The sequence below is a fragment of the Parasphingorhabdus pacifica genome (assembly GCF_054779195.1).
Genome location: NZ_BAAGYS010000011.1, coordinates 419,230 through 442,453, shown reverse-complemented (window position 1 = coordinate 442,453; position 23,224 = coordinate 419,230). Strand labels below are relative to the sequence as shown.

The following is a 23,224-nucleotide window of genomic DNA, read 5'->3' as shown; positions in this document are numbered from 1 at the left end:
TCGGACTCGTGGTCGGCGGCGAATAGGATTCGCGGGTGTGACCACCGCTGACCTCGAACTCGCGCTGCATCTCGCCGACGTCGCCGACGCGATCACCACCGACCGGTTCCGCGCCCGCGACCTCACGGTAGACCGGAAACCGGATCGCACACCGGTCACCGATGCCGACGTCGCGGTGGAGGACGCCATCCGCGCGGTCCTCGCCGAGCACAACCCCGGCGACGTGGTCGCGGGCGAGGAGCGAGGCGGCGACGCGGGTCCCGGTCGAACCTGGGTCCTCGACCCGATCGACGGCACGAAGAACTTCCTGCGCGGCGTCCCCGCGTGGGCGAGCTTGATCTCGCTGGTCGACGAGGGCCGTCCAGTCGTCGGCGTGATCTCCGCCCCGGCGCTGGGGCGCCGGTGGTGGGCGGCGTCGGGTTCGGGGGCGTGGAGCACCACCGGAGACGGCGCCCCGGAACGGATCTCGGTTTCGGCCGTCGGAGACATCTCCGACGCCTACGTTTCGACGACCAACCTCAGCACCTGGGTGGAGCACCACTCGCGGGAGGCGTACCTGCGGTTGGTCGACGCGTGCTGGGAGAACCGCGCGTTCGGCGACTTCTGGCAGCACTGCCTCGTCGCCGAGGGCGCGATCGACCTCGCCGCCGAACCGATCGTCAACCCGTGGGACGTCGCGGCCGCCCAGGTCATCGTCGAGGAGGCGGGCGGCGGTTTCAGCGACCTGTCCGGACGGGCCCGCTACGACGGTGGCAACGTGCTGACCTCGAACGGACGCCTGCACGACACCGCGCTGAAGCTGCTCTCCTACCAGTGAGCATGTGAGCGGTGACCTGCCGGGTAGTGGTCGGAGTGACCGTGTCGAGGTGATGGCGACCGGCACGCCACCGCCGATGACGAATCCGCTCGCCCACGCTCACTGGCCACCGCTCAGAAGTGCTGTCGACACCCCTCATCCATCGCCGGCTCTGCGATCCGCTCGGCGCCCACGCCCGCTCGGTGGCAATCTGGCTCAGCACCCGGTTCAGCCCTGGTCCCGGACTGGTCCCGGAGTGGTTCAGCCCTGCGCCCGGAGTGGTTCAGCCCTGCGCCCGGATACCGCCAGGGGGCGTACGGGCCGCGTCGACCGGACCGACCACACCTCGCAACGCCTGCGTCCAGGTCAACCTGCCGAAGAGGTAGAAGCAGGCGACCTGCTCGTTGCTGAAACGGGCCCAGTCGTACCGGTTGCCCTGCTCCCGCCAGAACACCTCCCAGCCGGGCACACCGTCGACCTCGTCGCGCAGCAGGCACCACGCGTCGTCGATCTCCGCGCCCACCGAAACCAGTTCGGCCGGCACGCTCATCGCTTCGAGCCAGCCGACCACGGACTCGCTGTTCACCTGGTCGCCTCCTGCGTCTGGGATGCCGGGTCGAGAGCTTTCGCGATCGCGCTCTCCTCGGCGGTTTCGGAGCTGCCGGGCGCCTTGCTCCCGGCGGCCTCGGCCAACTGTTCGCGGTCGATGCGGAGCGTCCGCTCCTCGCTCGCCCGCAGGTCCTCGGTCAGTTCGACGAGCGCCCCCAGCGCGACGAGGTCCACGACCGGATACGTCAACCGGTAGCGGATACCGCCGCCGGGCTGGGCGAACCAGGGCGCGATCGCGACCTGCCACGCGGGCAGCGGACGCATCACCCGGTAGCGGCGGTACGCGCGCCGCAGGTGCTCGGGCGGCAGGCTGCGCTGACCGAACGAGGCGGTCTCGGCGTACAGAACCCTGCCCCGGCCGTCACCGAACCCGTCGACGACGGTTTCCGGATCGAGGACGACCGGCAGCCCGGCCTCGACGCCTCCTTCGGGGAACCGCTCACCGGGTGGCCACGCGTACTCGGCATCGCGTCCGGAGGACTCCGACGCCGCGCTCTTCACGAACTCGCGTTCCCACTCCAGGTCGTTGAGCTCCCCGGTCGGTTCGTACGCCGCGACGAGCGCTTCGGGCGCCTGCTGCCCCTCGTCGGACTGTGCGGGCCCGGCAGCACCGGCGCGTACCCGCGCCAGCGCGTCCTCGTCGCTGATCAGGTCCGAACGCGGATGGTCCTGCGGTGCGAAGCGGTTGTGGGCCCCCGGGGCTTCCTCGACCGCGCCGGGCAGCTGCCTGCTCGCCCGCCCCGAGGCCATCGGCATGTGTCCGATCGGGAATTGGTGCAGCACGAACGCCACCACGGCGGGGTTGCGCTCGCCCTGCCGCAGCGGTCGCTGACCGGCATCCGGCTGGTTCCCGACCGGCTGACCACCCGGCTGACCACCCGGCGGACCACCCGGCTGGTGGGTCGGCGGCTGCGGCGGTGGGACCGCCCCCGCAGCCGGCCGCATCGGCCCTCGATGCGGGGCCTGCTGGCCGTGCGGCGGGAGGTTCTGCGGTGGTGACCCCGGTTGCTGCGGGCGCGGCGGGTTCGCCGAGTTCGGCTGCTGGTGCTGGCCGGGGACGCCGGATGCGGCCGGGGGGCGGGGACCTCCGGCTGGTTGTGGCGGCGCGGCCGGTGGGCGTGGCACCCCCGAACCGGCGGCAGGTGGCGAGGAGAACTGCGCGCCGGGCGGCGGCCCACCCGGCGCCGATCCGGCCGCAGACGGCACGGCACCGCCCGCCGCGGGCGGCGGGGCGGCCGGTGGGGCGCCTGCGGGTGGACCACCGGAAGGCTGGGCGGACCACACCTGGTGCACGGCGTGCGGCGCGGTGACCGACGCCGGGTCCTCGGGGAGCGGCCCGGTTCCCTGGCCACCGATCGAAACGGGGCCCGTGTGTTCGGTACCCGCACGCCACGAAGTCGCTTCGTCCGTTCCGGACCGCCCTTCCGCAGCCACTTCTTCTGCTCCCGATCGCCCCACCGCAGCGGCTTCGTCTGCTGCGGACTCGACCGTTCCGACCCCGGCCTCGGCCACTCCGCCCACGACCTCATCGACCTGACCGACCTGACCGGGAACCTCTCGAGCCCGGTCGAAGGCCGCACCGACCGCGTCGCCGACGTCCTCACGGCCTCCGGTCGGGCCCCGGTCACCGAGCGCACCCGCCGCATCGGCGGCGGACGCACCGGCATGCCCCGCCGCCTCGGCGGCCGAACCACCGAGCCCGCCTACTGCCCCGGCCGTTCCGGTGAGCGAGTTCGCCGCGTCCGATCCCGCCCCCGCGACGTCGGCGAGCGTCCCGCCACCGGCCGTGGCGGCGTCCGCCACCGGTCGCTGGGCCGCATCCGCCAACTGCCCCGGGACGTTCGCGCCCGCACCGGCCGCCACACCCGGCAACCCGGTCTGGGCGGTCGTCCCGGCGTCGACCACGACACCGCTGGAGCTGTCGACCGCCGACCGCAGCGATTCGTGGACCTGCGCGAGCGCACCGGATGCGCCTCGCAACGCGGTGTCGAGGCCCGCGAGCGCCTGCGGGTTTCCGGCGGCAGCGGCCTGCTCCGCGGCAGCCGTGCTCTTGGCAAACGAAACCAGCTCCCGCACGATCCGCACCTTCGCCGCACCGATCTGCTCGGCAGCGTGGTCCAGTCGGTCGGCCGCCGCGGTGCATTCCCGCGCGGATCGGGCGAACCGGCCGCCGTCCCCGGTGAACCCGTCCCACTCGCCGCGCGCGGCCCGGGCCGTTTCCCCGTCGATCGCGCTCAACGCGCCCTGCGCCGCACCATCGGCGTCCCGCGCGAGCGCGTCGATCGATTTCGCGGCCGAGCGCCACTGGTCGGCGGACTCCCGCATGGCGTCCTCGTCGGCCTCCGGCCAGCGAGCACCGGCACGCTCCGCGACGTCCCGCAGTTCCGCGGGAAGTTCGATGCCCACGCCTCGATCACCCCTGTCCGACGATCCGGCCGAGTTCCCCGGCGTTGTCCGAATCGGTTCGTTGCTGATCCGACGCGGTCTCGACGAGTTTCACACCCATCTCGCGCAGACCCGAGACCAGCCCGTCCAGCTCGTCGAGCGCCTGCTCGGTCCCGGGGAGGTGCGTCCCGGCGAACGCCGCTCCGATCTCGTCCCCTCCCCAGCAGGGGCCGGCCGACTCCACGGCCGCACGGGCGTCCCGGGCGGTTTTCCCTGCCTGACCGGCGAGGTCGTCGAACCGTCCGGCGTACTGGCGCAGCTGGTCGAGGTCGCTCCGGAAGCCGCTCATGCTTCGTCCTGCTTCCCGAGCCCCTGCTGCAACCAGCTGTCGGGGGCCGCGTCGTCGTCCTCGTCGGCGAGCCGTTTCCGACTCCCCGATTCCCGCTGCGGCGCCGACTCGTGCTGCTGCGGAGCTTCGGCATCGTTGCTCGCGCCGAGCAAGGCCTCGGGGTCGGATCCGGCCGGCAGCACATCGGCGAGCATGTCGGCGGCTCGTCTCGCGGACTGACGCGCCGCCTCGGTCGTCAGCTCCACGACGCTGCCTGCGAGCCGGTCCGGAGGATGCTTCTCGTACACGTCGGCGGCCAGGTTCAGCTCCCGCAACACGCCCTGCGGACCCACCACGACCTCGATGCGGCCGTCCCCGCTGCGAGCTGTTGTGGTGATCGACGCCAGATCCCGCTGCGTGTCGGCGAGCCGCTCCTGGCTACGCCGGTAATCCGCCATCAGTTCCTCGACCTGCGTGCGGTGGTCGGTCGACACGGCCGCCCCCTTCCCTCCCGGCTCGTCTTCAGGCGCGGTGCGCCGGCGCCCTGGCCGACGTATCCGGTGGCCATCTGCTGGGACGTTCGTCGCAGCGGCGTTGGTTCCCCTTCCGGAGCGATCAGAATTATCGCTGATTCACCGGCGTGTTTCGCCCGCGCGCCGCCGCACGTTTCACCCCGACTTCGCCATGTGAGCACCATCTCAGCTATCGACGGTGGTTGGACTGCGAAAATCGGGCGATGGCCAAGATCGCATACGAAGACCTCGTGCCCGGTTCCGCGTTCGACCTGGGTGCGGTAACCATCGACCGGGACGACATGGTCGACTTCGCTCGGCGGTTCGACCCGCAACCGTTCCACCTCGACGAGCAGGCGGGGAAGGACTCCGTGCTCGGCGGTCTGTGCGCCTCCGGCTGGTACACCGCCTCCTTGTGGATGCGGGCCTACGTCGACGGGCTGCTCGGCGATTCGACGTCCCAGGGGTCGCCGGGCGGGAACGAACTCACTTGGAGCGCCCCGGTCTTCCCCGGCGACACGCTGCGCTTCGAGGCGCGGATCAACGAACGCCGTCTCTCCGGCAGCAAGCCCGGCCTGGGGCTGGTGGAGATCACCGGCACCGCCGACCGCGACGCGGACCAGGTCATGCGCTTCACGTTCCTCGGGATGTTCGGCACCCGAGAAGCTGCCTGACCCGACCGGAGAGCGTCCCGGGCGGAGAAACCCGCCGGGGGGTGCTCAGTGCTGCCCGTACCGGGGACTGCCCACCCGCAGCCCCGCGAGCACGCCCGCGTGCACCGCGCGTGCGAGCGCCGATCCGACGCTCGATCGCGGACCGCCGTACTGTTCTGCTTCCCCGTCGACCGGGCACAGCAGCACCGTGGCGTCCGTGCAGGTACCGGTCCCCTCGACGCCGGAACGGACGAGCGCCTGGGCCTTGGCCTCCGCCACGGTGGCGACCGCGTTGACCAACGCGGCCTCCGTCAACCGCACCGGCAACCAGCAGACCGCGTTGATCGTGCCGGGAAACCACACGGCGGCCTCCCCGCGAACCACCGCCGATTCCTCGGCCGCCCAGATCGGGTAGCCGACACCAGTCGTGGTGGACGCGACGACACCGGTGTCGGCCACGGTCACCTCGTGCCGCACGTCCACGGCCGTGAGCATCCCGACGCCCGCACCGGCGAGGTCCAGTTCGGTGGCCATCTCCCCGACGTGGGCGGACGGGTCGGTCCGGTCGTAGCCCGAGGCCACGGTCGCGTTGAGCACCCAGTCCCGCGCACCGATCCCACCACCGTGCGCGGCCGAGGAGATCGCCAACCAGGGTCGCCGCGCACGCCACACCAGTGCCGGGTGGCCGTCCGCGGTGCCGAGCACCGGCTTCGGGAAAGCATCCGCCGCGGTCACGAGCTCAAGGCCTTGACCACCCGCGAGGGCGACGGCCTGCCGAGCTCACCCGCCATCCAGACGCTCGTCCCGACGAGCGCATCGAGGTCGACCCCGTGCTCGATGCCCAGGCCGTCGAGCATCCACACGAGGTCCTCGGTGGCGAGATTGCCGGTGGCCGACTTCGCGTACGGGCAGCCGCCCAGGCCACCCGCGGAGGCGTCCACGGTGGCCACCCCTTGTCGCAGCGCGGCATAGGTGTTGGCCAGCGCCTGGCCGTAGGTGTCGTGGAAGTGCACCGCGAGCCGGTCCACCGGTACTCCCGCGGCGACGAATGCCCGCACGAGGACTTCGACGTGGCCGGGTGTGGCCACTCCGATGGTGTCTCCGAGGGACAGCTGCGCGCAGCCCATGTCCAGCAGCCGCCTGCCCACCGAGACGACCTGTTCCACCGGGACGGCGCCCTCCCACGGGTCGCCGAAGGCCATCGAAACATAGCCGCGCACGGTCATACCGGCACCGACGGCGTTCGCCACCACCGGCTCGAACATCGCGAACTGCTCGTCGAGACCGCGGTTGAGGTTGCGTCGGGTGAACGACTCGGTGGCCGCCGCGAAGATCGCGACATCCCGCACCTCCGACTCGATCGCGCGGTCGAGTCCCCGCGCGTTGGGCACGAGCACGGGGTAACGCACGCCGTCGATCTTGCGGAGCCCGGCGAGGACTTCGGCGGCGTCGGCCAGCTGCGGCACCCACTCGGGTCGCACGAAGCTGGTGGTCTCCACGATGGGCAATCCGGCGTCGGCGAGCCGGTGCAGGAACTCGATCTTGACTTCGGGGGGCACGATCCCCTGCTCGTTCTGCAGACCGTCGCGCGGGCCGACCTCCCAGATCGTCACCGCCTCGGGCAGCTCGTCCGGACGCGGTGAGGGTACGCGCATCGGCAGGCCCAGGTCGCGTGTACTCATCGCTCGTACTCCCAACCCGACTCATCCCCGTACCGGGATTCGTCGTGAATTTCGCGGTACAGCAGGGTGTGGACCTTCTCCACACCGGGAATGTCGTCGAATTCCAGTGGTTCGTCGGATGCCGACTCCACGATCAGCGTGCCGCACCCCAACATCCGGTCGAGCAGGTTGTGCTCGAACCGCACGCTGTTGATCCGGTTCATCGGGATGTCGATGCCGCTTCGGGTGAACACCCCCTCGCGCACCATCCAGCGGCGCGTGGTGATCACGAAGTGGGTGGTCCGCCAGCGGATCAGCGGGGCCAGGGTGAGCCAGATGACCAGGATCGCGCCCACCCCCGCGAGTGCGATCCACGCTGTCGTCGCCCAGCTCGTCGAGGCGACCAGCGCAGCGAGGTAGGCACCGCCACCGACCACCGCGAGGAACATCAGGACGGGCGTGATCAGCATCTTCCAGTGCGGATGCCGGTGTACGACCACGTACTCGCCATCGCTGAGCAGGTCGTCCGGGTAGGCCATCGAGCTACTTCCTCCTCAATGCGATCGCGCGAGCGTGCACGGATCACGTTAACGCCTTCGCCACGCCACCCTCGCCGCAACTCGGGGAGCCATCAAGCGGGGCGGAGGTGCACCACGTCGCCCGCCGAGACCGGAACCGTTTCGCCTCCGACGTCCCGCACCAGCAGTCGGCCGTGCCCGTCGACGCCGGTCGCCACTCCGCGCAACGACTTGTCGTCGCCCAGCTCGACCCGGACCTGCTTGCCGATCGTGCCGCACAGCCGCTCGTACCGGTTGTGGAGTCCCGCTGCCACCACGTCTCCGGCGTGCTCCCGCCAGCGGTCGTCGACCTCGGCAAGCGAGGTCAGCAATTCCACGGCGAAGCCGGCGCGGTCGACGTTCGCGCCCTGGTCGGCCAGCGAAGTGGCGGGCAGCCCGCCGGAGCCCCGGGGCAAATCGTCGGCACCGTGGTGCACGTTGACTCCCATTCCGAGCACGACGGCCAACCCGTCCGGGGTGGTGATCGCGTCGGCGAGGATCCCGGCGGCCTTCAACCACTCCGCGCCGGCACCGAGCAGCAGGTCGTTCGGCCATTTCAAGGCGGCGGGCAAGCCAGTCGTGCGGTGCACGGTCTCGGCGAGGGCAACCCCGGCGAGCAGCGGCAGCCACGCCACCGACGAAGGGGGGATCGCCGGGCGCAGCACCACGCTGACGTGCAGTCCGTAGCCGCGCGGGGACACCCACTGCCTGCTCATCCGGCCACGCCCGGTCTGCTGCTCCTCGGCCATCAGCACCGTCCGATCCGGCGCGCCCCGGTTGGCCGCGTCGATCAGGTCGGTGTTGGTGGAACCGGTCACGGTGACGACGTCCAGAGCCGCGTACGGCCCGTCGTCGACCAGCCGGGAACGCAAGTGGGCGGTGTCGAGCAGCACGGGAGCGGTCATCGCTCCAGCTTACGAGGGCCCGGAGGCAGCCGGTGCCGGGCATTCCCGGCACCGGCCCTTCCCCAGCGGTAGCCGCACCCCTGCGGGAGGGGGGCCGCGGGGGTCCGGGCGAACGCTCAGCGGGAGTAGTTCAACCCGTGGCCGAGCGGGTACAGCGGCTGCTGTCCGTCCCCGGCGTTGATCGGCTGCTGACCGGAGGAGCGCATCCAGGTCATCGGCAGAGTGCCGGTGGGTTCGTGGTCGCCGAAGAGCACGTCGGCCACCCCTTGTCCCTCGGTGCCGGGCAGCCAGGAGGCCACCAGCGCGTCCCACCCGTCGACTTCACCGATGACGTCGAGCGGTCGCCCCGAAACGGTCACCACGATCACGGGCACGTCGGCCGCGCGAAGCTTGGCCAGGGTGGCGCGGTCCTCGTCGTCGAGACGCAGGTCGTCCGGCCTGTCTCCCTCGCCCTCGGCGTACGGCGTCTCTCCGACGACCGCGATCGCCGCGCGGTAGCTGTTGTTGATGCCGTTGCCGTGGCGGTCGTAGGTCACCTTCGAGGTCGTGGCCGCTCGGACGCCTTCGAGGATGGTGGTGCCGTCGGTGATGTCGCCACTGGAACCCTGCCACGAGATGGTCCAGCCGCCGCTCTGGTTGCCGATGTCGTCGGCGTTCTTGCCCGACACGAACAGCTTCCCGCCGTGTTCGGCGAGCGGTAACGTGCCGTCGTTCTCCAGCAGCACCTGGGACTTCCGGACGGCCTCCCTGGCGAGGTCGCGGTGCTCGGCGCTGCCCACCGAGGGCAGCAGGTCCCGCTGCGCGAACGGGCGCTCGAAGAGCCCGAGCTCGAACTTCTTGGTCAGGATGCGGCGGTTCGCGTCGTCGATGCGTTCCATCGTTACGCGTCCGGCTTCCACTTCGGACCGCAGATAGTTCAGGAACCGCTCGTGATCGCTGGAGAGCATCACCATGTCGATGCCCGCGTTGACGGAGGTGCGCACTTCGTCGGGCGTAAAACCGGGTTCGCCGTCGATCTGGTCGATGGCGTCGTAGTCGGAGATGACGATCCCACCGAAACCGAGTTCGCTCTTGAGCACGTCGTTGATCAGGTAGTCGTGCTCGTGCAGCTTCACGCCGTTCCAGCTGCTGTAGGAGACCATGATCGAACCGACACCGCGTTCGACGGCCGCGCGGAACGGCGGCAGGTGCACGTCGCGCAGTTCGGCTTCGTCCATCCGCGCGTCGCCCTGGTCCTCCCCGCCTGCCGTGCCACCGTCGCCGATGTAGTGCTTGGCGGTCGCCATGATCGACGTCGGCGTCCCGCCGAGTTCTTCGCCCTGGTAGCCGGTCACGGCGGCGGCCATCTCCGAGGGGCGCTCGGGGGTTTCACCGAAGGCTTCGTAGGTGCGGCCCCAGCGATCGTCCCGGGCGACGCAGACGCAGGGAGCGAAGGTCCAGTCGATGCCGGTAGCGGCGACTTCCTCCGCCGTGGCGGCGGCGGCGCGCCGGACCAGTCCGGGATCGTCGGTGGCGCCGAGTCCGATGTTGTGCGGGAAGATCGTCGCTCCGTGGACGTTGTTGTGCCCGTGGACCGCGTCCACGCCGTAGATCATCGGGATGCCGAGCGGGGTGTCCAGCGCCGCGCGCTGGTAGGCGTCGTACATGTCGGCCCACGCCTCGGGCGTGTTGGGGTCGGGCGCCGACCCACCGCCGCTGAGCACGGAGCCGATCCGGTTGTCCGCGACCGCTTCGGGATCGGCGGCCTTCCGTTCGATCTGCACCATCTGACCGAGCTTGTCCGCCGGCGACATCCGCGACATCAGGTCGTCGACCCGGTCGGAAACGGGCTGGTCGGGATCCCGGTAGCTGGGGGCGGCGGCTCCGGCGGCGGGCAGCAGACCACCGAACAGGCCGATCGCGGTGATGCCCGCCAGGACCGGATACAGGTATCGACGTCTTTCACGGACCACCATCGGACCTCCTCGTCGGTGCGTGATCTCGACCCACGACCCTATGGGAGCGCTCTCATCGGCCCAATCGACCAGACGGACGCAACTCCGCAGTCTCCCCCGGCGATCCTGCGGGGCACGGCCGTGCTCGGTGTCGCACCGAGCGCGAGCGGCAGGTAGCCCCGCGCTAGTGTCCTCGCCGTGCGTTTCGTGCTCGCCTCCGCTTCACCCGCCCGCCTCGCCGTGCTCAGAGCCGCTGGGATCGACCCCGTCGTGCGCGTATCCGGTGTCGACGAGGACGCCGTCACCGCGAGTTTGACCAGGCCTGAACCGGACGAACTGGTCACCGCGCTGGCCACGGCCAAGGCCGAGGCCGTCGTTCCCGAGGTGGCGGCCGAGCTGCCGGACTGCGTGATCGTGGGTTGCGACTCGATGCTGTCGATCGGCGGCGCAGTCGTCGGCAAACCCGGCACCGCCGACGTCGCCGCCGAGCGCTGGCGAGGTATGGCCGGGACCACCGGCGAGCTGCTCACCGGGCACGCGGTGCTCCGCCTCCGCGACGGCGCCGTTGCCGAGCGAGCGAGCGAGCACCTGGCCACCACGGTCCGTTTCGGCGAACCGACCGAGGCCGAGATCGACGCCTACATCGCGACCTCCGAACCGCTTGAGGTCGCCGGTGCCTTCACCCTGGACGGCTACGGCGGCTGGTTCGTGGAAGGCATCGACGGCGATCCGTCCAGCGTGATCGGGATCAGCCTGCCGCTGACCCGTTCGCTGCTGGCGGGCGTCGGAGTGGGCGTCACGTCGCTGTGGAACGCGTGAGCACCTCCGGGCGCCGCCCGACCGCACCTTGACGGGCCCACCGGATGTTCGGCGGGCACCGCGATGTCCGCGCTCGAACGTACCTCCGAACCGGTGCTTGCGGGCCTATCATGGACGCGTGGGCAAGAAACCGGGCAAAGACGTGCGCGTCGGCAATCCCGAGCGGGAACGCGCTATCGCGCTGCTCGGTGAACACCTGGCGGCCGGTCGGCTCGATGTCGACGAATACGACCAGCGTTGCTTCACGCTCGCGGGCGCTCGCTTCGCCTCGGAGATCACTGCCGCGTTCGACGATCTTCCCGCTCCGCACCCCTCCACCACGCCCACCACCGAACAACCCGTGCGCGCGGACATCGGCGGCGGGCGGTTGCTCGCGGTGCTGGGGATCGTGGTTGCGCTGCTCTTCGTGGTCCTGACCCGTCAGCTGTGGCTGCTGGCGATCGTCGCGGTCGTCGCCGTGCTGTGGTTCACCCGACGGAGTTAGTACTGCTCAGCGCACCGATCCCGGGCGAGTGGTCGGCGGCACGCGGTGGCCACATCATCTCCATCCGGTGACACGACCGTTGGTTACGGTGACCGCATGCGCAGCTCGCGGAACGCCAGTCCAGTACGGATAGCCGGAGTGCTTTTCGCGGCGGGGCTCCTGCTCGCCGGGTGCGGACTCGGTCAATCCGAGAACACCGCGGACGCGGGGAAGCCGAGTGCACCACCACCGCCCCCACCACCCACCACGAGTGAGCCTCCGCCGCTTCCCGCGCGCCCGTTCGAAGTCCCGCTCGACGACACCGACCCGTGCGAGCTGCTCACCGAGGACCAGCGCGGCCAGCTCGGGTTCGACCGGGACCCGCTGCCCGGCGCCGAAGCCGGTTTCGGCGATGCCGCCACGTGCAGCTTCCGCAACACCAGCGGCAAGGTCGGTGCCCGGCTGGCCCTGATCACCACCGAAGGCATGGGCGTGTGGACCGACGACACGGCCCAGGTCGATGCCACCCCTCTGGTGATCCACGGCTTTCCCGCCCTGGTGATCAAAACACCGGAGCTGGATCTGGCGTGCAACGTGGCCGTCGACACCGCCGAAGGACAACACGTCGACGTGCTCTACCGGGACGACGGCGGCCGACCGGCGCCCCCGCTCGACCAGTTGTGCGCGGGTGCTCGGCGGGTGGCCGAGGACGCCGTCGAAACGCTGATCAATCCGCAGCCGGAAACCTCCATCGCCGAAACAGCTTCCGAACGACCTGCCGCGGACATGAACGAATGAGTTCGATCGTGTCCCTCCCGAGCGTCGCACCACTCACCGCGATTGGAGCACTCCCCAGAGTGACCGTGACTGATTAAGGTGATCGACGGACGTTTTACCTGTGGGAGGGACAACGCGTGCCGCACAGTTCATCGGGCGATGGCTCGTCCACATCCGCCATCAGCCCGGACATACCGGACGTAGCAGGTCTCGGCGGGTCGATGCAGATCGAACCGGCCGCCATTCCGAACCTGGTCAGCGCACTTCAAGCCTCATTGGACACCGTCGGCATCCAGATCGAACACGCGATCACCGAACTCCGAATCCGCCCGTGGGCGGGAGACCCCGTGAGCACCGGGGCGGCCGACGAGTTCAACGAGCGCTCGATCGGCGGCGAGGACGACGCGCTCACCGCCCTGTGCGGTTACCGCGACCAGCTGCAGACGGCGGCCGAATCCTTGGAAATGGCCAGCAGGCAGTACGCGCTCGCGGAGGAGGACAACATCGTCCGCTTCGGCGAGGGTTGCTGACCGCACGGCGGTGGAAGGAGGCGATACGACCGTGAGCGATCACCGCTGGCAGGGATACAGCCACCAGGAACTGTACGACCAGATCCACCAGGGCCCCGGCCCGGACGGTTCGACCGACTCGGTGCGCCGCTGGGGCGAACTGAACCGCGCGCTCGGCGACATCGATACCGACCTGGCTTCGGCGCTGACCGCCGCGATGGCGGGCTGGCAGGGCGTCGCGGCGGAGAACGCGCGCGCCGGTCTGCGCCCGCTGGGCGAATGGGCGGTGCAGGCGCAGCAGGCGGCCCAGTTGATGCGGGACAGGGCCGAACAGCAAGCCGATTACGTCGGGAAAGCCCGGGCCGACATGCCGCCGCCCGTCCCGGTGCGCAACGAGGACCCCGGCACGGCGGTCACGATGCTCACGCACCTCTTCGGCGGCCAGACCGACCACGAAGCGGAGGAAGCGCGCCAGAACGCGGCCGAACAGCGGGCCTTCGAGGTGATGCGCACCTATGAGAGCTCCACCCGGGCCAACACCACCACGCTGGCCTCGTTCGCGCCGGCCCCGCAGGTGGTCGTCGACTCCCCGCCCGCGGTGTCGGGATCCGGCGGGTCGGGAGGTGGCCAACCGGTCACCATCAGCATCAGACGGGCCGCTCCGCCCACGCCGGCCGCGGGTGGGGCCGGACGGGCGAACACGACCGGTTCCGGCGGAGCGGCAGCGCACCGCGGTGGTCGGGTGGACGGCCGCGGCGCGGGAGGTGCCGCTTCCCCGAGCGGTTCGCGTTCCGGTGACGGCGCGCCACGGCACCCCGTCCGACCACGGCGGGACGCGGAACCGGTGGATCACCGGGTCATCGAGGATTCCCGGGGCACCGGCGGATTCTTCGACGACGACCGATCATCCGCCAGGCCGGTGATCGGCGGGGATCCGGCGTGATGTCGTCCGCCACCGACACCGCACGGCGAGCCGTGTCGCTGTCGGCGCTGGAATTCGACGTGCTCACCGAGCACCTCGGGGTGGCCCCAGTACCGCTGGTGCTGCAGGTCCCCTCGCCGGGGCGCACCCACACCGAGCGGGTGGAGCTCGTCGATTCGGCCTGGTCCACGCTCTCCGGACGGGGACTCGGCACTCGAGCGTGCCTCGACGAAGATCTCGAGCGGATGCTTCGGCTGCTCGTGCGGCCCCGGTGCGAGGTCGACGGGAGGCTGTGGCTGCGGCGCAGCGTCCGGGTGCTGGCCGCCTCCGGTGGTGCGGACGGCGCGGAGGGCGTCCTCGTGGTCAAGGACGGGGACACGTTGACGCTGCGGCCTGCCGCCGCGAGCGGGTTGCCGCGAGAAGCCGTGTCCGTGCTACCGCCGATGGGGCCTGGTCCGGGCCGCTCGGTGACCATGCGGAGCGCCGATCTCGACGCGGCGGCCGAGGCCGCGGGCGACAGCGTCGACGATCTGGGCGCGGCTCTGCGGAACCGTGGTGTTCGGGCCGACGACGCCGACGAGCTCACGCGCATGGTCGGGGATACCGATGCGAGCGGACAGTTCGGCGCGGCGGCTCGGGACGAGCGCGGGCGGCGGCTCCGCGCTTCCCACGTCGTCGGGTTCTTCGACCGGCCGCACGGCCGCTATGTCCAGGTGCGGCGAGCATCGGCCTCCGGGGACCAGTGGAGCACGGTCGCACCGGCCGACAGCCGTCGGTTGACCGGACACGTGGGAGAGCTCCTGGGGGCGACCACGGTTCAGCCCGGGTAGTGGGACTCGCCGGGAGTAGCGGGGCCCACGGCTCGGGTGACCGATTGCGACTGGGGCTCGGGGCGCCGGAAGCGGCTCGGGGTCCCGGTGGGGCGGCCCCTTTCCGCACCCCACCGGGACCCCGGCCATACCCGGGCTATTCGGCGCCAGCCCGAGCTGCTCGAACCGAACCGCTCAGCCGAGGGGTTCGATCAGCTCGTCGCGCGCTTCGGGCGCGGCCGAACGCACCTCGTCAGCGGCTTCGTCGTCGGGCTGGCTCTGCGAATCGCGTTCGGCGTCGACCCGGGCCGTGTAGACCTGGATCTCGCGGGCGATCCGCTCCTCGTCCCAGCCGAGAACACCGGCCATCAGGCGCGCGACGGAGTCGGCGCAGTCGACGCCCCGATGCGGGTACTCGATCGAGATCCGGGTGCGCCTGGTCAGCACGTCCTCCAGGTGCAGCGCACCCTCGTGGCTGCACGCGTACACCACCTCGGCCTGCAGGTAGTTCGGTGCGTGCGGGATCGGCTTGAGCAGGTCGGGGCTATCGGCCGCCAACGCGAGCACCTCGTGGATCTCCGCGCCGTACCGGTCCAGCAGGTGCCGGATGCGGTAGGGGTGCAGGCCGTGGTCGGCGGCCAGCTGGTCCGTCTGGTTGACCAGCGCGTGGTACCCGTCGGCCCCGAGCAGCGGGACCTTGTCGGTGATGGACGCGGCGAGCCGTCCCGCCAGGTCCTGGCCGACGGCGTCCACCGCGTCGGCCGCCATGACCCGGTAGGTCGTGTACTTGCCGCCTGCGATCGCGACGAGTCCGGGCGCCACCCGGGCCACCGCGTGTTCGCGGGACAGCTTCGAACTTTCCTCGCTCTCCCCGGCCAGCAGTGGCCGCAGTCCCGCGTAGACACCTTCGATGTCCTCATGGGTCAACGGCGTGGCGAGCACGCCGTTGACGTTCTCGAGGATGTAGTCGATGTCCTTCTTGGTCGCCGCCGGATGCGCGAGGTCGAGGTTCCAGTCGGTGTCGGTGGTTCCGACGATCCAGTGGCTGCCCCACGGGATCACGAACAGCACCGACTTCTCGGTGCGCAGGATCATGCCGCTTTCGGCGACGATCCGGTCGCCTGGGACGACGATGTGCACGCCCTTGCTGGCCCGTACCCGGAACCGCCCGCGACCACCGGACAGGCGCTGCAGTTCATCGGTCCACACACCGGTCGCGTTGATCACCGTCTTGGCCCGGACCTCGGTCTCCTCCCCGGTTTCGACGTCGCGGACGTGCACTCCGGCGATCCGGTCGGCGTCCCGGAGAAAGCCGGTTACCTGGGTGGACGTGCTGATCACCGCGCCGTACTTGCCCGCGGTGCGCGCCACGGTCATGGTGTGCCGCGCGTCGTCGGCCTGCGCGTCGTAGTAGCGGATGCCGCCGACGAGCGAGTCGCGCTTGAGCGCGGGAACCATCCGCAGCGCACCGGATCGGCTCAGGTGCTTCTGCCCCGGCACGGAGCTGGAGCCGCCCATGGTGTCGTAGAGCATCAACCCGGCTCCGACGTACGGCCGTTCCCACACCCGCCGGGTCAGTGGGTAGAGGAAGCTGACGGGTTTCACCAGGTGCGGCGCGAGCTTCGTGAGCATCAGTTCGCGCTCGTGCAGCGCTTCTCGCACCAGGGAGAATTCGAGCTGTTCCAGGTACCGAAGACCGCCGTGGAAGAGCTTGCTCGATCGGCTCGACGTGCCGGCAGCCAGGTCGCGGGCTTCGACGAGCGCGACCCGGAGTCCTCGGGTCGCCGCGTCGAGCGCCGTTCCGGCGCCGGTCACGCCGCCACCGATCACGACGACGTCGAACTCCTCGGAACGCAGCCGTTCCCAGTTGGCGGCTCGATCATCGGGGCCCATGCGTGCTGTGCCGGACTGCTTCGCCCCGGTCGTGTCCTTGGTCACCAGGCGTCCTCCTCGCTTGAATCGCGTCCCACCGCCGACGCGCCGCGGGCTCTCGCCAGCACCGTCCCCGGCGGTCAATCATGCCCGACGAGCAGGCTTTCCGCCCGCCGCGCCACTGCGTTCCACACCCGCTTGTTCGACGGTCGCACCGCGATCCCGGAGGACCTCGATGTCCGAACTCGACGTCTTGGAGTCGACGATCACGATGTCGAAGTCCTCCGCGGGCGCGACCGCGTGCAGCGCGCGCCTGCTGAACTTCGTGTGATCGACGTAGAGCACTCGGCGGCTCGCCGAGGCCAGCATGGCCTTCTTGAGCTGCACCATTTCCTGCTGCGGGTAGAAGCAGGTTCCCCCGGTGACGGCCGAAACCGACATGATCGCCAGGTCCACCCGCATTCCGCGCAGCGCGTCGAGGGCCATCCCGCCGACGAACGCGTCCGCCCACGGCAGGTAGTCGCCGCCGACGCTGATCAGGTGGATCCCCTGCTGCCCGGCGAGCTCGTCGAACACCCCGCGGTGGTTGGTGACCACCGTCAGCGGGGCGCGTTCGGGCAGCAGCCGGGCCAGGTAGACGCCGGTGGTGGAATCATCCAGCATCAGCGCCTGGCCTGGTTCGATCAGTTCGATCGCGGCACGGGCGAGCTCCTTCTTCTCCGCCTCGTTCTGCTGCAGCCGGTACTCGGATGCGGCTTCGTACAGCAGTGACGAAGCAGCCGAGACATACCCGCGGTTGCGGTGCACGAGGCCTTGCGACTCCAGATCGGCGAGGTCCCGGTACACGGTCATGGCGCTGGCACCGACGGTCGCGACCAGGTCGTCGATCCGCATCGTGCCGTCGGCCATGACCAGTTCGGTGATCTTGCGCCGTCGATCCTGTTGTTTTCCGGATGGGCGTCGACCCGTGGTCCCGGACATCGTCGTTCCCCTCACACCGAGGTCTTGCACCAGCGCACTCCATCCTCCTAGCCACGTGCGGAGGCACTTCGATCGGCACCTCCTGGACGGGTCCGCGGCGCGATCAACACCTCGGCATGGGCGACACCTGAACAGGAACACCACCCAAACCGATAAAAACATCATACAGGAACGCTTGCAATGGTTCTTTTCACTTGTCTACTGTGACCTCGCTCGTCAACGGCGACAGCGGAGGGAGATCAACAGTGCTGAAGACATCTCGGAGATCACCCTGTCCAAGATCCGCTGACCGACCGGTGACGGAAATCCAAACCACCCGCTGCCGGGTCGGTTGGTCGGTACGGACCAGTGCACCTCGTGCAAGTGGCGGCAGTCGTGGACACGTGTTGGCAAGCCGCAGTACGGTCCCGGCTCATTCCACGTCGGACAGTCACGCCCGACCGCGCCAACGGCGGCACGATGAGGGGACCACTCGATGAGTCTTGGCGAAATCTTCGTCTCTGAGTTATTCGGTACCGGCCTGCTCGCACTACTCGGTTGCGGTGTCGTCGCGACCGTGACCCTCCGCGACAGCCTCGGGCACAACGGCGGCTGGCTCCTGGTCAACTTCGGCTGGGGTATCGCCGTGTTCATCGGTGCCAGCGTCGCCGCTCCGAGCGGGGCACACATCAACCCAGCCGTCACGTTCGGACTCGCCGTCAACGGCCAGGTCGAGTGGTCGCAGGTTCCCGTCTACATGAGCGCACAGGTCATCGGTGCGGTTCTCGGCGCCGGACTGTGCTATGCCGCGTTCAAGCTGCAGTTCGACACGCACGACGACCCGGCGAGCACGGGGGGCATCTTCTTCACCGGTCCCACCGTCCGCAACTACCCGTGGAACCTGGTCACCGAGATCATCGGTACGTTCGTGCTGGTGCTGTGGATCGCCACGAGCCCCACCGCGCAGGCCACCTCCGCAGGCGCGGTGCCCGTTTTCGGCAACGACGCGCTCGGCTACGCGGCGGTCATGTTCGTCGTCATCGGCATCGGCAACTCCCTGGGCGGCCCCACCGGCTACGCGATCAACCCCGCACGCGACCTCGGACCCAGGATCGCCTACGCGTTGTTGCCGATCCGCGGCAAAGGCTCGGCGGACTGGGCATACTCGTGGGTTCCGATCGCGGGACCACTCATCGGTGGCGCACTGGGTGGCGCGATGGCGCTTATCCTGCCCACCAGCTGACCTCGAACTTCGGTAGTACAGGAAGGTAGGCACCCATGGCCTCCTACGTAGCCGCAATCGATCAGGGCACCACCTCGACCAGGTGCATGATCTTCAACCGATCCGGTCAGGTGGTGGCCGTCGACCAGGTCGAGCATCGGCAGATCTTCCCCAAGGCGGGCTGGGTCGAACACGACCCGGAGGAGATCTGGAGCAACACCCGACAGGTCTGCGCCGGTGCACTGGCCAAGGCCGACCTCGTCACGTCCGAAATCGCCGCGGTGGGCATCACCAACCAGCGCGAAACCACCGTGATCTGGGACAAGTACACCGGAAAGCCGGTCTACAACGCGATCGTCTGGCAGGACACCCGGACCGACAACATCGTCAATGAACTCGCAGGCGATGAAGGCAAGGACCGCTTCCAGCAGAAGACCGGCCTGCCGTTGGCGACGTACTTCTCCGGCACCAAGATCCGCTGGATCCTGGACAATGTGGATGGTGTACGGGCGCGCGCCGAGAACGGCGAGCTGCTCTTCGGCAACATGGACACCTGGGTGCTGTGGAACTCCACCGGCGGCACCGACGGCGGCCTGCACGTCACCGACCCCACCAACGCGTCCCGCACACTGCTGATGGACCTCGAGAACCTGGAGTGGGACGCCGACATCTGCGCCGAGATCGGCGTGCCGATGTCGATGCTGCCGGAGATCCGTTCCTCCTCCGAGGTTTACGGGCACTTCCGGGAACGGGGCGTGTTCGGCGGATTGCCGATCTCGGGAATCCTCGGTGACCAGCAGGCCGCCACGTTCGGACAGGCGTGCCTGTCTCCGGGCGAGGCAAAGAACACCTACGGCACCGGAAACTTCCTGCTGCTCAACACCGGCACCGAGCGGGTCATCAGCGAGAACGGCCTGCTCACCACCGTCGGCTACAAGATCGGCGACAACGACACGATCTACTGCCTCGAAGGTTCGATCGCGGTCACCGGCTCGCTCGTGCAGTGGGTGCGGGACAACCTCGGCATGATCGCCACCGCTCCGGAGATCGAACAGGTCGCGCGAACGGTCGAGGACAACGGCGGGGCCTACTTCGTGCCCGCGTTCTCCGGACTGTTCGCTCCGCACTGGCGGTCCGACGCACGCGGCGCCATCGTCGGGCTCACCCGGTTCGTCGACCGCGGGCACATCGCGCGCGCCGTACTCGAAGCCACCGCCTTCCAGACCCGCGAGGTCATCGAGGCGATGAACGCCGACTCGGGCGTTCCGCTGAAGTCACTCAAGGCGGACGGCGGAATGGTGGGCAACGAGCTGCTCATGCAGTTCCAGGCCGACATCCTCGGTGTTCCGGTGATCCGACCCGTCGTCAGCGAGACGACCGCACTCGGCGCCGCGTACGCCGCGGGTCTGGCCGTCGGATTCTGGGAAGGCGAAGAGGACATCCGCTCCAACTGGTCGAAGAAGAAGCAGTGGGACCCGCTCATGGCCGAAGACCGCCGTGAACACGAGTACCACCAGTGGCAGAAGGCCGTGACGAAGACCTTCGACTGGGTCGAATGATCGTCAGCCCGTAGCGACGTTCAGGCGGCGTGACCTGCACCTTGCGGATCAAGCGCGAGAGCAGGTCACGCCGCCGCGTCTCCGGCAACGTATCCCACAGGACTCGACGCGTCCACTACCGCTGACCTCCCGTAGGACAGCAGTGCGCACCCGTGAATGAACTCCGTCAGCGCCTGTCGCAGGGCCAGTTGCGGACGCGCTCGGGCCTGTTCCTGCTCCTGGTCACGAAGGCCCTGGATTCGTTGCCGTACTCCCGCTGGCCTCATACTGTCCGACCGCTGCACCGGCTGGATCCAGGAGGCCCCGGCTACGACTGGGACGACACCGCCACCGACAAAGGCGAAGACAAGCCACTCAAAGTCGCCGACCGCTCACTCGACGCCGGGCGGTACGGCGCTCTGCTCCTCGGCACGAGCACGGGCCACGCCGCCGATTCCCGTCGCTCGGGCGCACGGCTCGCGCGGGTACGTTCGGCCCATGAGCGATCTCGCGGTGGTACTCGCCTACCTGGCGATCGTCGCCCTGCCGCTGGGCGGAATGCCGTGACTACGCCCGCGTGCGCAGCCGCGGAGTCGATGGTGGACTCATGGGGCCGTTCGAGGGCATGTGGCACCCGGCCGCCCACCGCGCCCGCGTCGAGGTGGAGGTGCGGGAGGAACGGCGCGCACCGGTCGCCGTCACCGGACGACGACCCGTGGACCCTCCTCCGCTGAGCACCGGTGCTCGTCGCGCGAGATCCGGTCACGTCTCCTTCGCGTAGTCCTTGGTGGCGAACCAGTCGACGAGGACCACGTCGTCATCGCCCACGACCCAGGCGTCGTGCCCCTGCGGCAGGCAGCTGACCGATCCGGGCCCCGCTTCGAACTCGGTTCCGTCGGACATCTGCACGTGGATCGTCCCGGCGACGTGGTATTGGAAGTGCGGCGCTTCGCACCACTCCGTACCTGCGATGGGGCGGACGTGCCTGCTCCACTGCCAGCCCGGGTGCAACACCATCCGCCCGATGGTGCCGCCGACCATGTTGAGCAATTCGACATGCCCGTTCTCGAACTCGCGAATCTCGTCCGGCTCGCCGAAAGTCCGGCATTCGACGGCGAGCTTGTGCTGTGTGGTCATGATGTGCTCCTCGCTGAGAAGAACCGACACCACCATCGTTCCTCGCGGCGAACACCGACCCCAGAGGATTCCTGCCCGAGCGAGCCAGGATCAGCAGGCAGGCCGCGCCGACCCGCTCGCCGATCGTGCCGCGTCCGAGGCGGCAACGGCCCGCCGGGAGCGCGGTCACGGAGCGGACACGGCCCCGGTTCGCTCGGGCACGAGGTCGCGCAGCGCGTCCTCGACCATCCGGCGGGTGTGCCGCAACTGTCCCTCCTGCAGCGAGTCCCGAAGCTCGACCAGCTCCCGTACCGTCTCCGACCGACTCCTGCCGCCGCCCCGGTCCAGACTCTTGATCAATCCCAAGGTCGCGAGTGCCTCACCACGCGGCTCCCGGATCGCCCGGAACTTCTCCCGGGCGTCCCGGTAGGCCCGGGCTGCTTCGTCGTGCCAGCCCGCGCGCAACAGCACGTTGCCGCGCATCTTCCGGTTGTAGGCCAGTGCGCTCGACAGATCCATCTCCCGGCAGACCCGCTCCGCCCGGGAAAGCAGGGACAACGCGTCCTGGTGCTCGCCCCGCAGCGATCCCACGTCGGCGAGCCCGCGCAGCGCCCACGCATGACCGCGCTCGTCTCCGGAGTCGGCGGCGATCCGGCTCGCTTCCTCGAAGCGCTCCCACGCCGAATCCAGATCCCCGGTGTGCCGGTCGATCTGCGCGATTCCCTCCAACGCCCACACCACGTGGCGGGACTCGTTGCGCTCCCGCGCATGGGCGAGCACGTAATGGTGCAGCTCGCGGGCCTGCTCGTGGTCGCCCCTGATCCGCAACGTCTCGGCGATCCCGGCGAACGCATAACCGAAAGCCGTGGAATCTCCGGCTTCCTGGGCCAGGTCCCGCCCGGCGGCCAGCCAACGCACCGCCAGATCGAGGTTGCCGCGCTGGCGGGCCAACGTTCCCCCGCTCCACAGCGCCCAGGCCATCGCGGAGCGGTCCCCGGTTCCCCTGGCGATGCGGTAGCTCGACTTCCACGCCGACTCGGCCTGGTCCAGCCGCCCCAGCCTGCGGCACGCCTCGCCGAGAGCCAATCGCGATCGCCCGAGCTCGGCGGCATCGCCGTCGCGTTCGGCCGCGCGTTCCCGCTCCCGTGCCGCCACCAGCACGTCCACGAGCGCCGTGTTCACCGACAACTCGCTGAGCGCGCCCTGGTATTCAGGGGCGAACGCCTTGCCGATCATCCGAGCCACCTTCGTCTCGCCGCACGGGTTGGTGCCGCACGAAGCCAGGCACCAACCCGTTTCCGCGCCGTCGACACCAGCGCAACGAAGGGAGCGGTGACGTCGACGGCCTTTCATCCCCGACGTCTCGAAAACCTACGGACGAGCATCGGGTGCCGGATCGGCCGAAGGGTCGGGCCCGATCATTCGAAAGGCCGGTGGTGCGAAGGGGTTCCGAGCCGATCGCGCGAGACCGTCAGTGATTACCCGGACGCTGGTCGACGGGTAGTTGGCATGCGGGGGTGGAACCGGGCAGTCGGGACCGATTGGCCGACACCCACCGGTAGGCGATATCCGCGAATATGCGCACTACCGGGGCGGAGAGCACCCATCCGAGCAGTCGCCACGGGAAACCGCACTGCATGAGAAGTTCGGCGACCGCCGCCGCACCGCCGAACACGCGGCCACCGGGCGCGACCCAGAGCACCTCATGGCGTGCCCGATCCCGGGTCACGCGCAGCGCCGACAGGTCGGCTTCCTGCCACGGCACGATCTCGGCCCGCACCGGAAGCTGTTCGACCCAACGCGCGCTGCGGGTGCAGAACCCGCAGTCGCCGTCGTAGACCAAGATCGGTGTCTCGTGCATCGGATCCCAGTGTGTG

The 23,224-nt window shown here is 69.7% G+C and carries 24 protein-coding genes; 10 read left to right on the top strand and 14 right to left on the bottom strand.

The genetic code is table 11. The features are described 5' to 3' along the window. Positions 1-37 precede the first annotated feature (37 nt). Positions 38-817 (top strand): histidinol-phosphatase, encoded by a 780-nt coding sequence (gene hisN, locus ACYVAN_RS19035; RefSeq protein ID WP_460961484.1) that lies wholly within the window; start codon positions 38-40, stop codon positions 815-817. A 262-nt stretch (positions 818-1,079) separates the two neighbouring features. Here hisN and ACYVAN_RS19030 read toward each other — a convergent pair whose 3' ends face one another. From ACYVAN_RS19030 to ACYVAN_RS19015, 4 genes are read right to left on the bottom strand one after another with little or no spacing between them, the layout of a single operon-like run. Then, entirely contained in the window at positions 1,080-1,382 is a 303-nt protein-coding gene (locus tag ACYVAN_RS19030) for a hypothetical protein (protein WP_460961483.1), read from the bottom strand. After that, positions 1,379-3,811 (bottom strand): TNT domain-containing protein, encoded by a 2,433-nt coding sequence (locus ACYVAN_RS19025; protein ID WP_460961481.1) that lies wholly within the window; start codon positions 3,809-3,811, stop codon positions 1,379-1,381. The genes ACYVAN_RS19030 and ACYVAN_RS19025 overlap by 4 nt, the downstream gene beginning before the upstream one ends. A 7-nt stretch (positions 3,812-3,818) precedes the next feature. Continuing rightward, positions 3,819-4,139, bottom strand: coding sequence for a WXG100 family type VII secretion target (locus ACYVAN_RS19020; RefSeq protein WP_460961479.1), 321 nt, complete (start codon positions 4,137-4,139; stop codon positions 3,819-3,821). Next, the gene (locus ACYVAN_RS19015) at positions 4,136-4,612 is read right to left on the bottom strand and encodes a YbaB/EbfC family nucleoid-associated protein (RefSeq protein ID WP_460961477.1); all 477 of its coding nucleotides are present in this window, start codon (positions 4,610-4,612) and stop codon (positions 4,136-4,138) included. The genes ACYVAN_RS19020 and ACYVAN_RS19015 overlap by 4 nt, the downstream gene beginning before the upstream one ends. A 242-nt stretch (positions 4,613-4,854) precedes the next feature. Between ACYVAN_RS19015 and ACYVAN_RS19010 the strand changes: the two genes are divergently transcribed. Continuing rightward, complete coding sequence (locus ACYVAN_RS19010; RefSeq protein WP_460961475.1) at positions 4,855-5,304, top strand: MaoC family dehydratase; 450 nt, start codon at positions 4,855-4,857, stop codon at positions 5,302-5,304. Between the two features lie 45 nt (positions 5,305-5,349). Here ACYVAN_RS19010 and ACYVAN_RS19005 read toward each other — a convergent pair whose 3' ends face one another. From ACYVAN_RS19005 to ACYVAN_RS18985, 5 genes are all read right to left on the bottom strand, one after another. Then, complete coding sequence (locus tag ACYVAN_RS19005) at positions 5,350-6,018, bottom strand: adenosylcobinamide amidohydrolase (protein WP_460961473.1); 669 nt, start codon at positions 6,016-6,018, stop codon at positions 5,350-5,352. Further along, on the bottom strand, positions 6,015-6,965 hold the full coding sequence (locus ACYVAN_RS19000) for a hydroxymethylglutaryl-CoA lyase (protein WP_460961471.1): 951 nt from the start codon (positions 6,963-6,965) through the stop codon (positions 6,015-6,017). The genes ACYVAN_RS19005 and ACYVAN_RS19000 overlap by 4 nt, the downstream gene beginning before the upstream one ends. Further along, positions 6,962-7,483, bottom strand: coding sequence for a PH domain-containing protein (locus ACYVAN_RS18995; protein WP_460961469.1), 522 nt, complete (start codon positions 7,481-7,483; stop codon positions 6,962-6,964). The genes ACYVAN_RS19000 and ACYVAN_RS18995 overlap by 4 nt, the downstream gene beginning before the upstream one ends. Positions 7,484-7,575: 92 nt before the next feature. Continuing rightward, complete coding sequence (locus ACYVAN_RS18990; protein WP_460961467.1) at positions 7,576-8,406, bottom strand: biotin--[acetyl-CoA-carboxylase] ligase; 831 nt, start codon at positions 8,404-8,406, stop codon at positions 7,576-7,578. 116 nt (positions 8,407-8,522) lie between these two features. After that, positions 8,523-10,361, bottom strand: coding sequence for a glycoside hydrolase family 3 protein (locus ACYVAN_RS18985; protein ID WP_460961465.1), 1,839 nt, complete (start codon positions 10,359-10,361; stop codon positions 8,523-8,525). A gap of 177 nt (positions 10,362-10,538) precedes the next feature. Here ACYVAN_RS18985 and ACYVAN_RS18980 point away from each other — a divergent pair, with 177 nt between their 5' ends. The 6 genes from ACYVAN_RS18980 to ACYVAN_RS18955 all read left to right on the top strand — a co-directional run bounded on the left by ACYVAN_RS18980 (position 10,539) and on the right by ACYVAN_RS18955 (position 14,660). Then, entirely contained in the window at positions 10,539-11,159 is a 621-nt protein-coding gene (locus ACYVAN_RS18980) for a Maf family protein (protein ID WP_460961463.1), read from the top strand. Positions 11,160-11,277: 118 nt separating this feature from the next. After that, positions 11,278-11,643: a DUF1707 SHOCT-like domain-containing protein gene (locus ACYVAN_RS18975; protein ID WP_460961461.1), complete on the top strand. Its 366-nt coding sequence runs from the start codon at positions 11,278-11,280 to the stop codon at positions 11,641-11,643. Between the two features lie 96 nt (positions 11,644-11,739). Further along, positions 11,740-12,420: a DUF3558 domain-containing protein gene (locus tag ACYVAN_RS18970; protein ID WP_460961459.1), complete on the top strand. Its 681-nt coding sequence runs from the start codon at positions 11,740-11,742 to the stop codon at positions 12,418-12,420. 116 nt (positions 12,421-12,536) lie between these two features. Then, on the top strand, positions 12,537-12,929 hold the full coding sequence (locus ACYVAN_RS18965) for a hypothetical protein (RefSeq protein WP_460961457.1): 393 nt from the start codon (positions 12,537-12,539) through the stop codon (positions 12,927-12,929). 31 nt (positions 12,930-12,960) lie between these two features. After that, entirely contained in the window at positions 12,961-13,851 is an 891-nt protein-coding gene (locus ACYVAN_RS18960) for a PPE domain-containing protein (protein ID WP_460961455.1), read from the top strand. Beyond that, on the top strand, positions 13,851-14,660 hold the full coding sequence (locus tag ACYVAN_RS18955; RefSeq protein ID WP_460961453.1) for an ESX secretion-associated protein EspG: 810 nt from the start codon (positions 13,851-13,853) through the stop codon (positions 14,658-14,660). Before ACYVAN_RS18960 ends, ACYVAN_RS18955 begins: the two co-directional genes overlap by 1 nt. Positions 14,661-14,834: 174 nt before the next feature. Here ACYVAN_RS18955 and glpD read toward each other — a convergent pair whose 3' ends face one another. After that, positions 14,835-16,577 (bottom strand): glycerol-3-phosphate dehydrogenase, encoded by a 1,743-nt coding sequence (gene glpD / locus ACYVAN_RS18950; RefSeq protein WP_460961451.1) that lies wholly within the window; start codon positions 16,575-16,577, stop codon positions 14,835-14,837. A 78-nt stretch (positions 16,578-16,655) separates the two neighbouring features. Continuing rightward, a complete protein-coding gene (locus ACYVAN_RS18945) occupies positions 16,656-17,492 on the bottom strand; it encodes a DeoR/GlpR family DNA-binding transcription regulator (RefSeq protein WP_460961449.1) in 837 nt (278 codons plus the stop codon). 475 nt (positions 17,493-17,967) lie between these two features. Here ACYVAN_RS18945 and ACYVAN_RS18940 point away from each other — a divergent pair, with 475 nt between their 5' ends. Continuing rightward, positions 17,968-18,714 carry an MIP/aquaporin family protein gene (locus tag ACYVAN_RS18940; protein ID WP_460961447.1) on the top strand — a complete coding sequence of 249 codons (747 nt, stop codon included), beginning with the start codon at positions 17,968-17,970 and terminating at the stop codon, positions 18,712-18,714. Between the two features lie 35 nt (positions 18,715-18,749). Then, on the top strand, positions 18,750-20,252 hold the full coding sequence (gene glpK, locus ACYVAN_RS18935; RefSeq protein WP_460961445.1) for a glycerol kinase GlpK: 1,503 nt from the start codon (positions 18,750-18,752) through the stop codon (positions 20,250-20,252). Positions 20,253-20,993: 741 nt separating this feature from the next. Here glpK and ACYVAN_RS18930 read toward each other — a convergent pair. The 3 genes from ACYVAN_RS18930 to ACYVAN_RS18920 form a co-directional block, all read right to left on the bottom strand. Continuing rightward, positions 20,994-21,368 carry a cupin domain-containing protein gene (locus ACYVAN_RS18930; protein WP_460961443.1) on the bottom strand — a complete coding sequence of 125 codons (375 nt, stop codon included), beginning with the start codon at positions 21,366-21,368 and terminating at the stop codon, positions 20,994-20,996. A gap of 165 nt (positions 21,369-21,533) precedes the next feature. Beyond that, positions 21,534-22,583 (bottom strand): tetratricopeptide repeat protein, encoded by a 1,050-nt coding sequence (locus ACYVAN_RS18925; RefSeq protein WP_460961442.1) that lies wholly within the window; start codon positions 22,581-22,583, stop codon positions 21,534-21,536. Between the two features lie 235 nt (positions 22,584-22,818). Then, positions 22,819-23,208, bottom strand: coding sequence for a thiol-disulfide oxidoreductase DCC family protein (locus tag ACYVAN_RS18920; protein WP_460961440.1), 390 nt, complete (start codon positions 23,206-23,208; stop codon positions 22,819-22,821). Positions 23,209-23,224 lie beyond the last annotated feature (16 nt).